Origin of the sequence: Aureimonas frigidaquae, from assembly GCF_001463905.1 — a bacterium.
Classification (GTDB): Bacteria; Pseudomonadota; Alphaproteobacteria; order Rhizobiales; family Rhizobiaceae; genus Aureimonas; species Aureimonas frigidaquae.
This window is the reverse complement of sequence record NZ_BBWR01000020.1, coordinates 44,987-58,579: the sequence shown is the minus strand read 5'-3', so window position 1 is coordinate 58,579 and position 13,593 is coordinate 44,987. Positions and strand designations below refer to the sequence as shown.

General features: G+C 66.6%; 6 protein-coding genes. 5 read left to right on the top strand and 1 reads right to left on the bottom strand.

Annotation, left to right across the window (positions count from 1 at the left end):
- On the bottom strand, positions 1-1,239 hold the full coding sequence (locus AUL30_RS18955; protein WP_062229470.1) for a putative DNA modification/repair radical SAM protein: 1,239 nt from the start codon (positions 1,237-1,239) through the stop codon (positions 1-3).
- A gap of 323 nt (positions 1,240-1,562) precedes the next feature.
- Here AUL30_RS18955 and AUL30_RS18950 point away from each other — a divergent pair, with 323 nt between their 5' ends.
- The 5 genes from AUL30_RS18950 (at position 1,563) to AUL30_RS18930 (ending at position 13,571) form a co-directional block, all read left to right on the top strand.
- Complete coding sequence (locus tag AUL30_RS18950; protein WP_244490904.1) at positions 1,563-3,512, top strand: autotransporter assembly complex protein TamA; 1,950 nt, start codon at positions 1,563-1,565, stop codon at positions 3,510-3,512.
- Positions 3,512-8,881: a translocation/assembly module TamB domain-containing protein gene (locus AUL30_RS18945; RefSeq protein WP_062229468.1), complete on the top strand. Its 5,370-nt coding sequence runs from the start codon at positions 3,512-3,514 to the stop codon at positions 8,879-8,881. Before AUL30_RS18950 ends, AUL30_RS18945 begins: the two co-directional genes overlap by 1 nt.
- Before the next feature lie 144 nt (positions 8,882-9,025).
- Positions 9,026-9,262, top strand: coding sequence for a hypothetical protein (locus AUL30_RS18940; protein ID WP_062229467.1), 237 nt, complete (start codon positions 9,026-9,028; stop codon positions 9,260-9,262).
- Positions 9,263-9,434: 172 nt separating this feature from the next.
- Positions 9,435-11,048: a glucose-6-phosphate isomerase gene (gene pgi, locus AUL30_RS18935; protein ID WP_062229491.1), complete on the top strand. Its 1,614-nt coding sequence runs from the start codon at positions 9,435-9,437 to the stop codon at positions 11,046-11,048.
- Positions 11,049-11,051: 3 nt separating this feature from the next.
- Positions 11,052-13,571, top strand: coding sequence for a glycogen/starch/alpha-glucan phosphorylase (locus AUL30_RS18930; RefSeq protein WP_083508082.1), 2,520 nt, complete (start codon positions 11,052-11,054; stop codon positions 13,569-13,571).
- Positions 13,572-13,593: the final 22 nt, after the last annotated feature.

Genomic DNA, 13,593 nt, shown 5'->3' with positions numbered 1-13,593 from the left:
TCAGAACAGATCCAGCTGCGCGGGTTGCGGCACCAGCTTGCCGCGCAGCCCGTTCAGATCGGTCAGCCCGCCCGGGCTCCAGTCCAGCGCCGTGATGAAGGGACGCACCTTGGCCAGGGACTGGCAGAGCCGGCCGACATCCTCCAGCCGCAGGGTGCGATGCCGCCGGGTCGACAGAATGCGATTGACCGCCCGGGTGCCGAAACCGGGAACGCGCAGCAAGGCTTCCTTGTCAGCGCGGTTCACATCGACCGGGAACCGGCCCCGGTTCTTCAGCGCCCAGGCAAGCTTGGGGTCGATGGCAAGGTCGAGCATGCCGTCATCCCCGCCCGAAACGATCTCGTTGCGCTCGAAGCCGTAAAAGCGCATCAGCCAGTCGGCCTGATAAAGCCGGTGCTCGCGCATCAAGGGCGGGCGCGACAGAGGCAATTTGGACGACGCGTCGGGTATGGGCGAGAAGGCCGAGTAGTAAACGCGCTTCAACCGGAACGAGCCGTAGAGGTTCTCCGACCGGGCCAGGATCGCATCATCATCCGCCCCGTCTGCGCCCACGATCATCTGCGTGGATTGCCCGGCGGGCGAGAAACGGGGCGGTCGCTTGCCGCCCGTCGAGGGCGCATCGTTCTGCTCCTCGATCTTCAGGCGCAGATGCCCCATCGAGCGGCGGATATCGCGCGGGCGCTTTTCCGGAGCGAACTGGCTGAGCGCGACATCGGTCGGCAGTTCGATATTGACCGAAAGCCGGTCGGCATAGAGCCCTGCCTCTTCCATCAGCGCGGGCGAGGCTTCCGGGATGGCCTTCAAATGGATGTAGCCGGCAAATCCATGGTCGAGGCGCAGGCTGCGCGCCACGCGCACCATTTCCTCCATCGTATAATCGGAATTGCGGATGATCCCGGACGACAGGAACAGGCCTTCGATATAATTGCGCCGGTAGAAGTTCAGTGTCAGATCCACGACCTCTTCCACCGAAAAGCGCGCCCGCCGCACATTGGAGGAATGGCGGTTCACGCAGTAGACGCAATCGTAGATGCAGAAATTGGTCAGGAGGATCTTCAGGAGCGAGATGCAGCGCCCATCCGGCGCGTAGGCATGGCAGATGCCCGACCCTTCCGTCGAACCGATGCCCCCGCTCTTCAAGGAATTGCGTTTTGCCGACCCGCTCGACGCACAGGAGGCATCGTATTTTGCGGCATCGCTCAAGATGGCGAGCTTGTCGAGAAGGTTCGTCTTGGCCATGGGCTAGAGTTTAGCGTTCTACATATGTTCCTGCCAAGCGGCGGATTGTCGCGCGAGAGGCCATGATTATGGTTACGATCCGATTAACGTTACTTTATAATTATAGATCAATGGCTTAGATGCGACGGGCACGGTTCGGGGGTGTGACCCTTCGCCCACAACGGGGGCGCCGAATCCGCTCTTTGCGTGTCATTGCCCGCCTGGCAACGCGTTCGTAGGTTGTCATTTACCGACCGGTCGGCATGTTACCCATTCGATGCGACGGCAGGCCTTCGGGGGACGTTGGCTCGCATGTCGATAACGGATGGAGGGATAGAGCGGGCGTGGCTTTGCGACGGGGACTGATCCTGACCTTGATGGCTTCGGTCACGTCGGTCGGCCTTCTGGCCGGCACGCTGCCGGCTGCCTCCTTCGAGCTGTTCGGGTTCAAATTCTTCGAGCGCGACGACGAGGACGCCGAGCCGATCCTGGATCCCGTGACCTACAGTGTCACGCTGACCCTGACGCAGGAGGTCGAGGGGCTTCAGGATGCGCTGGAGGCGGCCTCCACGCTGGTGGCGGACGAGGACGAAGCCGTTTCCGGCTCGCTCGGCCTGCTCGCCAAAGCCCGCAACGACCGCAAGCGCCTGGTGGCGGCGCTCTTCGAAAACTCCCGCTACGATGGCATCGTCACCATCCGCATCGAAGGGCAGGATATCGCGACCCTGGCGCCCGATACACAGTTCAACACGAGCGGAACGGTGCCTGTGACGATCACCGTCCAGCCCGGCCAGCTCTACAAGGTGGGCCGTGTCCGGGTGACGACCGATGGCGAGCCGGTCATCGATGCGGACGAGTATGAGCTGACGACGGGCTCCTCGGCCGACAGCACCCGCATCCTGACGATGCAGAATCGCATCTACCGCGCCATCGAGGATACGGGCCGCCCCTTCGCCGCCATCGAGCATCGCGACGTGATCGCGGATTCGTCCCGCGGTGCGCTGGACTATGAACTGGACCTGTCGCCCGGACCGAAGGTCCCCTTCGGGGTCACGACGGTCAAGGGCGCGGAAGCGGTGCGGCCGGGCTTCATCGCCTACATGACCGGCATCCAGCCGGGCACCGTCTATTCGCGGCAGGATCTTGCCGATGCACGTGAGCGCCTGTCCAAGCTCAACGTCTTTTCGAGCGTCAACGTGCGGGCGGCGGATGGGCAGCTTGCCGACGGCACCGTCCCCGTCATGGTGGAGGTGGCCGAGCGTCCCTTCCGCGTCTTCGGCGCCGGCGCCACCTTTTCCAACACGGACGGGGCGGGTGTGAACGCCTATTGGCAGCACCGCAACCTGTTCGGCGGCGCCGAGAGCATCCGCCTGGAGGGAACGGTCAGCCGGATCGGCGCCAACGAGATTTCCGACACGGGGCGAGAGACCGACGGCTTCGACTATCGGGGCTCGGCCGTGTTCCGCAAGCCTGGCGTGCTCGGGCCGGACTCGGTTTATATCGGCTCGCTCACGGCGCTGCGCGAGCAGCCGCTGGCCTATGACCGTGCGTCCGTGGCCGGATATAGCGGCGTGGAATACCGCATCGACAAGCGGCAATCCGTCACTGCCGGCATCCTGATCGAGTATGAGGAAATCACCGACTATCTCGGCACCGAGGATTTCCTGATCGGCTCCGTTCCGCTCAGCTACACGCTGGATGCGCGCAACAACGAGTTGAACCCGACCAGCGGCTACATGCTGAAGGCCACGGCCGAGCCGTCCTACGATGCGCTGAACACGGTGCCCTTCCTCAAGGCGCGCGGCGATGCTTCCGCCTATCTGTCCTTCGACGAGGACAGCCGTTTCGTCATCGCCGGGCGCGCTGCCTATGGCACCATCCTCGGCGCCGATCTTCAGGACATTCCCAATGACCGCCGGTTCTTCGCCGGTGGTGGCGGCTCGGTGCGCGGCTACGTGTTCCAGTCGATCGGGCCCTACTTCCCCGATGTCGCCCTGCCCGGCACCAACCCGGACTTCGTCGATACGCCGACGGGCGGCCTGTCGCTCTTCGAAGCCTCGCTCGAACTGCGCATCGGCGTAACGGAGACGATCCAGATCGTCCCCTTCGTGGATGGCGGCACCGTATCGGACGATCTCTTCCCCGATTTCGGAGAGTTCAAGGTGGGCGCGGGTGTCGGCGCGCGGTACCTGACGAGTTTCGGTCCCATCCGCGTCGATGTCGGGTTTCCGCTCGATCCCGGCCCGCGCGATGGCGATTTCCAGATCTATGCCGGCATAGGGCAGGCCTTCTGATGCTGATGCTCCCCGCGCTCCGCACCCGCTTCCTTGCCCTGGCCGCGCTTGCCGGCGCCGTTCTTATGCCGGCCGCCCCGGCGCAGGCGCAAAGCTTCGTCGCCACCCAGTTGCAGAACCTCATTTCCACCGAGAACGCCGAGGTCCGGATCGAGGGCCTGTCCGGCGCCTTCTCCGGCGCCGTGCGGATCGAAAGCCTGACCGTCTCCGACCCGGACGGCGTCTACCTGACGGCGCGTGACCTGGCGCTCGACTGGTCGCCGACGGCGCTGATCCGCCGTACGGTCGAAATTCAACGGCTGACGGCCGGCACCATCGAGTTGACCCGCCTGCCCGCCGGGACCGCATCGACGGCGGAGGACGAGAGCAGCGGCGGCGGCGGCTTCTCGCTGCCCAACATCACCGCCAATGTGGGCGAAATCTCCATCGGGCGCTTCACGCTCGGGCAGGATGTGGCGGGCGTGGCGGCCGAGTTGTCGGCCACCGGTTCGCTGCAGCTCACACCGAGCCCAGCGGCGTTGAACGTATCCTTCGATGTCGAGCGACAGGACCGCCCGGGGACGATCCGTGCGCAAATCGCCTTCGCGCCGGACGACAACCGCCTCGTGCTGAACGTCAATGCCAACGAGCCGGAAGGCGGCATCATCGCCGGGCTCCTGAAACTGCCGGGCGCGCCGCCCGTCACGGTGAGTGTCGATGGCAACGGGCCGCTCAGCGACTTCACCCTGTCGGGCGGCCTCGACATCGCCACCGAGCGCGCGATCACCATCGATGCTTCCGTCAAGGACGGTGCGGACGGACGGCGCCTGACCGCCGACGTAACGACCATCACCGGCCCCTTCGTCCCGGCCCAGTATGCCGACATGGTCGGCCCGTCCGCCACCGTGGCGGCCGACGTGCTCCTGCGCAATCAGGGCGGCATCGTGGACATTGCCCGCGCGCAGCTCGTATCCGGCGCGCTGCAGCTCGACGCCGCCGGCACCTACGATCCGCAGGGGTCGACGAACGATCTGCGCATCATGCTGGCGACCAGCGAAGGCGACCCGGTGCCCCTGTCCTTCGGCGCGCTCGGTTCACGCAGCTACCTGGAAATATCCTCGCTGAATGCAACGCTGCGCGGGGCCCTGTCCGCCGCGGCGCTGGAGGTGAGCGCGGCGGCGCGCACGGCGGGCTACGAGGATTACCTGGCGCGCGATATCGACCTGCGCGCATCCAGCCCCGGCTTCGATCTCAACGCCATCTCCGGCCCCTTCCGGCTGGCGCTGGACGCCGCCACGGCCAGCGCGCCGGAAGGCGTGGCGGCCAATATCCTGACGGGCCCCATCGCCCTGTCCGTCGATGGCAGCCTGACCGAGGGCGAGATTGTCATTGATTCCAACAGCCTGACCACGGGGGCAGCCAGCGCGGCCGTCACCGGCCGTGCGGCGCGCGATTTCTCGACCTTCGATCTTGCCCTGCGCACGGAGGCGGAAAGCGCCGCCCTGTCGCAGACCCTCGTCGATTATGCGGGCGAGCGCATCAGCCTGCGCGCCAACCTTGCCCGGACGGCCGAGGGCTATGCCGGCCGCGACATCGCGCTGGAAGGCACCGGCCTTTCGGTGACGGGGTCGGCCAGCCTCCTCGGTGAAGCGGTCGCCGCCGATCTGTCCGGCACGCTCGACCAGACCCGCATCGCCGATGCCGGCCTGACGGGGACGGCCAATTTCGACCTGCAGGCGGCCGGCACCCTGTCGGCGCCGCAGATCGACCTGACGCTCAACGGCGCCGATCTCGACATTGCCGGGCGCACGCTGCAGGAGGTCGAGGCGAGCCTGTCAGGCACCTTCGCGCCGGATGCGCCGCAGGGCGCGCTTGCCGTCAATGGCCGCTTCAACGAACAGCCGCTTGCCATGACGGCCGATTTCGCGACCGAGAACGGCACGCGATACTTGCGCAATCTCGATGTCACGCAGGGCGACAACAAAATCACGGGTGAGATCGCGCTCGATGCGCAGAGTGTCCCCAGCGGCGCGCTCACCATCGCCGCGCCGGACGTATCCACCCTGGCGGGCCTGTTCGGCCAGGAGGCGAGCGGCGCCGTGAACGGCGATCTCGCCTTCCGGCAGAACGCGGACGGCGTGCCGGAAGCCACGATCGACATCCGCTCCGGCGCCCTGGCGATCAACCAGATCACCCTGGCGGACGCCGTGATCGACGTGTCGCTCTTCGACTATGTGAACCAGCCGCAGGCTGAGGGACGCGTCGAGGCCGCGGCGCTCAGCCTGCCCTCGCTCGACATTGCGGCGCTTGCGCTCGATCTGTCGCGCCTGAACGAGACGACCGTCGTCGACGGGCGCACCACGGTGAACGGCGTCGACACGGCCATCAACGGCACCGTCTCGTCCATCCAGGGCGAAACGCGGATCGATTTGCGGCAGCTCGATGCGGCAATCAACCAGGCGGACATCGCCCTGCGGGAGCCGGCCCAGATCACCATTGGCCAGAACGGCGTCAATCTGGGGCAGATCCGCCTGTCGGTCGGCAGCGGCGGCCTGGCCCTTGCCGGCGCCCTGTCCGACGAGATCGCGCTGGACCTGACGCTCGACGCCTTCCCGCTGGCGGTGGCCAACCCCTTCGTCGACGGGCTGGACGCGGCCGGAACGCTGACGGGCGATATCAAGACCGCCGGTCCGTCGGACAACATCCGTGCCGATTTCAACCTCGCTTTGGCTGGCCTTGCGACCAGCCAGACGCGGCAGGCCGATCTGCCGGCCGTCGATGGCACCGTGGCGGGCCGCTACCGCGGCGGCATTGCGAGCCTCGACACGGCGCGGCTGACCATTGGCTCCGGCACCGTGGCGCTGACGGGCGATGTCGGCGAAACGCTGGACGCGCAGCTGACCCTGACGGACATTCCCGTCGCGCTCGCCAACGGCTTCGTGGACGGGCTCGGCGCCAGCGGCACCATCAGCGGCCAAGCCGAGGCGACCGGCGCCATCGACAACCCCGTCATCGCCTTCGATCTGGACGGGCGCAACATCACCGCCGAGCGCGTTGCAGCCGCTGGCACGGGCGCCATGACGCTGGACGTCACCGGCCGCCTCGCCAATTACACCGTCCGCTTCGACACGGCCGAGGCGCGGATCGGCAACGGCACGGTCAGTGCCGTGGGCAGCGTCGGCCGCGATCTCGACCTGTCGCTCGATATCGACCGGCTGCCGGTCGCCATCGCCAACGCCTTCGTCCCCGGGCTCGGCGCCACCGGCTCGGTGTCGGGCACGGCAACGGCCGGCGGCACGCTCGGCCGCCCGGAGGCGAGTTTTTCGTTGAATGGCAACGATATCGCGGCGCAGGCCCTCTCACGTTCCGGCGTGCAGCAGGTGGCGCTCGACATAGCGGGCGCCTATCGCAACGACGTGTTGAGCGTGGAACGGGGCCGGATCCAGGCCGGTGGCGGAACGCTCGACATTTCGGGAACGGTCGGCGACACGCTCGATCTGCGCCTCGCCATGCAGAACCTGCCGTTGGCGCTCGCCAATGCCGCCTCACCCGATCTCGGAGCACAGGGCACGCTCTCGGGCACGGCCAATGCCACCGGCAGCCTTGCCAGCCCGGCGGCGAGCTTCGACGTGACCGGAAGCAACTTGTCCGTCGCGGCCGCGCGCGCCGCCGGCGCTCCGGCGGCGAACCTGAACGCGGCGGGCCGCTATGAGCGCGAAACGCTCAACCTCCGCACGGCCCGGGTGGACCTTGCCGGCGGCGGCAACATCACGGCCACCGGCAGCGCCGGCCGCCAGCTCAATCTCGACGTGACGCTGAGCGGCGTGCCGGCAGCCATCGCCGCCGCCGCCGCGCCTGACATCGCGCCGCAGGGCACGATCCGCGGGAGCGTCCAGGCGCGCGGCACGCTGGCGCGTCCCAGCGTGAACTACGACCTGGCGGTCGATGCGCTCTCGCTCGCCCAGACGCGGGAGGCAGGCGTCGGCCCGCTCGACGTCGCGGCACGGGGCGCCTATGCCGGCACCCGCGTCACCCTGGACGGACGCCTCGCCGGCGCCGGCCTCGCCTTCACCGCCAATGGCGCGGTCAACCTGGCGGGCACGCCGGCCTTCGACATCCAGCTCAACGGCAATGCACCGCTCGCCCTCGCCAACCGCATCCTGGCGGAAGGCGGACGCTCCATTCAGGGCGAGGTGCTGGTCAACGCCCGCGTGGCGGGAACGGCCGCTGCACCCAACGTCACGGGCACCGTGTCCACCAGTGGTGCGCGCTTCGTGGATACCGGCATCAACCTGGCGATCGACAATATCAACACCACCATCGCGCTCAGCGGCAACCGCGCCACGATCAGCGCCTTCTCCGCCAGCCTGGCGAGCGGCGGCAACATCGCCGTCTCCGGCGGAATCGGCCTCAATGCCGGCTTCCCGGCCGATATCGTCGTCACCATCCGGGATGGGCGCTATGCCGACGGCGAGCTCTTCTCGACCCGCCTGAACGCAGACCTGACCCTGCGCGGCCCCCTGCTCGGCGCGGCCGTGCTGGGCGGCACGATCAATGCGCAGGAAATCGCCATCGTCATCCCCGACCAGCTCCCCTCCTCCCTGGCCGAGCTGGACGTGCGCCACGTGAATGCGCCGCAGGCGGTCTATGTGCAGCAGCGCCAGATCGACCCGGATGGCGGAGCCACCGGAACCTCCGGCGGCGGCATCGCGCTCGACCTGACATTGAACGCACCCAACCGCGTCTTCGTGCGGGGGCGTGGGTTGGACCTGGAGCTCGGCGGCACGATCCGCATCACCGGCCCGGCCTCCAATCTCGGCATCGTGGGCGGCTTCGACCTGCAGCGCGGGCGCCTGCAGATCCTGAGCCGACGCCTGGATTTCGAGCGCGCCTCCCTGTCCTTCACGGGCAACCTCATCCCGACGGTCGACTTCCTGGCGCAGTCGGATACGGGCCAGGCGACCGTCTACGTGGCGGTGACGGGGCCGGCGCAGGATCCGTCCTTCACCTTCACATCCAGCCCGGCCCTGCCGCAGGACGAAGTGCTCGCCCGGCTGATCTTCGGCCAGGCGACGAGCGATTTGTCGCCGCTTCAGATCGCGCAGCTTGCCTCGGCCGCGGCGTCGCTCGCCGGGGTCGGCGGCTCGACCGGCCTTCTCGACAGCCTGCGCTCGCAACTCGGCGTAGACGATATCGACATCCGCACGACGGCCGATGGACAGGCCGCCGTGGGTGTCGGCCAGTATTTGAACGAAAACACCTATATCGGCGTCGATACGACGGGCCGCGTATCCATCGATCTGGATCTGGGCCGGGACATCAAGGCCCGCGGCGCGGTCAACGCCAATGGCGGCGGCGAGGTCGGCATCTTCTACGAAAAGGAATATTGAGCGCCGACGCTGCTTTGGCGGAACCTTTCCGCCTCACGCCTCATTTCGGACGGATGTGGGTGTTGCAACCCACCTGTGGTCGCCCGTGCGGGAGTGCCGCCCCGGGCGACTTTTCAATCCGTCAACCGGCATGGAGTGTGAACCATGAGCGAAGCACAAGAACCGTCCGAAATTGCCTACAGCGTCGGCAGCCATTTTCAGGAACCGGGCGAAGTCATCGACGACACGCACCTGTCGCGTGGTGAGAAAAGACAACTGCTGGAGGACTGGCGTTTCCGGCTTGACGCACGCGTAGCCCGCCGCGGTAGCAGCGAGCTTGTTCGCCGCCGCCAGATGTCCCTTGCCAAGGCTTTGGAAACGCTGGAACATACCCAGCACTGACGCCGGAACCCCCTCTTTTTTGCTGTTCGCCACGGCTGCGCCCCTTCCCGAATGCCGCAAGGCATAAGATAGTGAGCGGGAAGAACGCGCCGCAACAGACGCATGTTGCGACGCGCCAAATGACAAGCAAGGCAGGCGGCACGTGGCGGATCAAACGATTGAAAATGGCAGAATCCTCGAGCTGACGACATTGGGGCACGCAGCTGCCGAGCGCGGCATCAAGTCCTTGTTCGCGCAGGATCCGGCCCGTTTCCAGAAGTTCAGCGCACAGGCTGTCGGGGTGATGCTCGACTATTCCAAGACGGCGCTGTCGGTCGCGGACCGCGCTGCGCTTTTGGACTTTGCCCGGGCGAGCGGCCTGGAGCAGCGCCGCGACGCCATGTTCGACGGCGCGCGAATCAACGCGACGGAAGGCCGGGCCGTTCTGCATGTCGCCCTGCGCGGCCAGCCTGCGGACGGTTACCGCGCCGCCGGCGAGCCCGTCGGCGAAGAGGTCGAGGCGGTGCTGCGCGCCATGACCGAATTTGCCGAAGGCGTGCGCGACGGAACAATCGCCCCCTCCGGCGGCGGCCGCTTCACCGACATCGTCAATATCGGCATTGGCGGCTCCGATCTCGGCCCCGTCATGGCGACGCTGGCCCTCGCCCCCTATCACGACGGACCCCGGACCCACTACGTCTCCAACGTCGACAGCGCGCATATCGCCGATACGCTGAAGGGGCTGGATCCGGCCACGACGCTCTTCATCATTGCGTCCAAGACCTTCACCACCATCGAAACCATGACCAATGCGGCGACCGCGCGGCGCTTCATCGCCGATGCGTTGGGCGAAGCGGCGGTCGGGGCGCATTTCTGCGCCGTGTCGACCGCGCTCGACAAGGTCGCGGCCTTCGGGATCGATCCCGCGCGCGCCTTCGGCTTCTGGGATTGGGTCGGTGGCCGCTACTCGATCTGGTCGGCGATCGGCCTGCCGCTGATGATCGCCATCGGCGCCAGCCGCTTCCGTGAATTCCTGGCCGGCGCGCGCGAGATGGACCAGCATTTCAGGACCGCGCCGCTGGAAGAGAACCTGCCTGCCCTTCTGGGGCTCGTCGGGTGGTGGCACCGCGTGGCGCAGGACTACCCTTCCCGCGCGGTCATTCCCTACGACCAGCGGTTGGCGCGGCTGCCCGCCTATCTGCAGCAGCTCGACATGGAATCCAACGGCAAGCATGTCGGGCTGGACGGCCGCCGCGTCTCCACCCCGACGGGGCCGGTCGTCTGGGGCGAGCCCGGCACCAACGGTCAGCATGCCTTCTTCCAGCTCATCCACCAGGGGACGACGGTCATTCCGGTGGAGTTCATCCTGGGTGCGCGCTCGCACGAGCCGGCGCTGCAGGAGCACCAGGACCTTCTGATCGCCAACTGCCTCGCGCAGAGCGAAGCGCTGATGAAGGGGCGTACGCTGGAGGAAGCGCGCGAGCAGCTTCTGGCCGCCGGCCGCGCGCCGGACGAGGCCGAGCGCATCGCGCCGCATCGCGAGTTTTCGGGCAACCGTCCCTCGCTGACCATTCTCTACCCCACGCTCGATCCGGCGACGCTCGGCAAGCTGATCGCGCTCTACGAGCACCGGGTCTTTGTCGAAGCGCAGCTCTTCGGCATCAACGCCTTCGATCAATGGGGCGTTGAACTGGGCAAGGAGCTGGCGACTGGCCTCCTGTCCGTCGTCCGGGGCGAGGTGTCGGCGCAGGGGCGCGACGGCTCGACCGCCGGCCTCGTATCGGCAATCGCCAACATGAAAGGCTGATTCATGGCCAATGACGCCATCCTGGATGCAAAGGGTGCCGAGCCGGTGCCCGCCCCCCGTGCGACCCTCAACCCCTTGCCGCGGGGCAACGATGCCGACACGCTGGCGCTCGAGATCGTCGAAAAGCTGACCTACGCGCTCGGCAAGACGACGTCCGTCGCGCGCATGCACGACTGGATGGATGCGACCTGCCTGACCGTGCGCGACCGCATCATCGACCACTGGATCGCCTCGACCCAGAAGGTCAACAAAGAGCAGTCGAAGCGCGTCTGCTACCTGTCGATGGAATTCCTGATCGGCCGCCTCCTGCGCGATGCGATCAACAATCTGGGCCTTGCCGAGCCTGTGCGTCAGGCGCTTGCCCGCTACGGCGTGGAGCTCGACCTCGTCGAGCTGCTGGAGCCGGACGCCGCGCTCGGTAATGGCGGTCTTGGCCGTCTGGCGGCCTGCTTCATGGAAAGCATGGCCTCGACCGAGGTGCCGGCCTTCGGCTACGGCATCCGTTACGTGCACGGCTTCTTCCGGCAGGAAATCGCTGACGGCGCGCAGGTGGAGCTGCCGGAAGACTGGCTCGCCCATGGCAATCCGTGGGAGTTCGAGCGCCGCGAAACGGCCTATGAGATCGGCTTCGGCGGCAAGGTCAGCATGGTCGAGGAAGCCGGACGGCCGCCACGCTATGTCTGGCGTCCGGCCGAGCGCGTCCTGGCAGTGGCCTTCGACACGCCGATCGTCGGATGGCGCGGCAAGCACGTCAACACGCTGCGCCTGTGGAGCGCGCAGGCGCTGGATCCGATCCTGCTCGACGCCTTCAATTCGGGCGATCATATCGGCGCCCTTCTGGAATCGAACCGCGCCGAAGCCATCACCCGGGTTCTCTACCCGGCGGATTCGCACCAGGCCGGCCAGGAACTGCGTCTGCGCCAGGAGTTCTTCTTCTCCTCCGCCTCGTTGCAGGACATTCTGCGCCGCCATCTGCAGACCTACGACACGCTCGACAACCTGTCCGACAAGGTGTCGATCCAGCTGAACGATACGCACCCTGCCGTGTCGGTCGCCGAGTTGATGCGCCTCCTGGTGGATGTGCATGGCGTGGAGTGGGAGAAGGCCTGGTCGATCACCCAGGCGACCTTCTCCTACACCAACCACACGCTCCTGCCCGAGGCGCTGGAAACCTGGCCCATCCATCTGTTCGAGCGGCTCCTCCCCCGCCAGATGCAGATCATCTACGCCATCAATGCCGACCTGATCCGCCATGCGCGGCAGGACGCCGGTCTCGATGGCGCGGAAATTTCGGGGATATCGCTGATCGACGAGAATAACGGCCGCCGGGTGCGCATGGGTCAGCTCGCCTTCGTGGGCTCGCATGCGGTGAACGGTGTGTCGGCACTCCACACCGAGCTCATGAAGGAGACGGTGTTCCACGATCTGCACAAGCTCTATCCGACCCGGATCGAGAACAAGACCAACGGCGTGACGCCGCGGCGCTGGCTGTTCGAGTGCAATCCGGACCTGTGCAGCCTTCTGGACGAGACGATCGGAACCGGCTACCGCGACGATATCGAAAAGCTCGCCGAGCTGGATCGCTTCGCCGACGATGCCGCCTTCCGCGAGCGCTTCGCGGCCGTGAAGCTGTCCAACAAGAAGCGTCTCGCCAAGCTCATCGAAGAGCGCCTCGCCACCTATGTGGACCCGCGCGCCATCTTCGATATCCAGGTCAAGCGCATCCACGAGTACAAGCGCCAGTTCCTGAACATCATCGAGACGGTTGCGCTGTACGACCAGATCCGCTCCTCGCCGCATCTGGACTGGACGCCGCGGGTCAAGGTCTTTGCCGGCAAGGCGGCTCCGAGCTACCACGAAGCCAAGCAGATCATCCACCTGATCAACGACGTGGCGCGTGTCGTCAATGCCGACCCGGCCGTGCGCAACCTTCTGAAGGTCGTCTTCATACCGAACTACAATGTCAGCCTGGCGGAGATCATCATGCCGGCGGCCGACATTTCGGAGCAGATCTCGACCGCGGGCCTGGAAGCATCGGGCACCGGCAACATGAAGTTCGCCCTCAACGGCGCGCTGACCATCGGCACGCTCGACGGCGCCAATGTCGAGATGCTGGAGCATGTCGGCGACGACAACATCTTCATCTTCGGCCTCAAGGCCGACGAAGTGGCGCGTGCGCGCGCCAACGGACATCGCGGCCAGCCGATCATCGACGAGCAGCCGCTGCTGCGGGCGGCGCTCGATTCCATCGAGGGCGGCGTCTTTTCCGATGGCGATACGGAACGCTATCGCGGCCTGACCGGCTCCCTGCGGGACCGTGACTGGTGGATGATCGCGGCCGATTTCGAATCCTACTGGCAGACGCAGCGGCGCCTGGACTCCCTGTGGAACAACCGGGCCGACTGGGACCGGATCGCCGTGCACAACACGGCGCGGATGGGATGGTTCTCCTCCGACCGGTCCATTTCCGAATATGCCCGGGATATCTGGCATGCCGGCGCCTTTGAGGGAGCGCGTCGCTGAATTATCGGCACGGCCTCCTGCA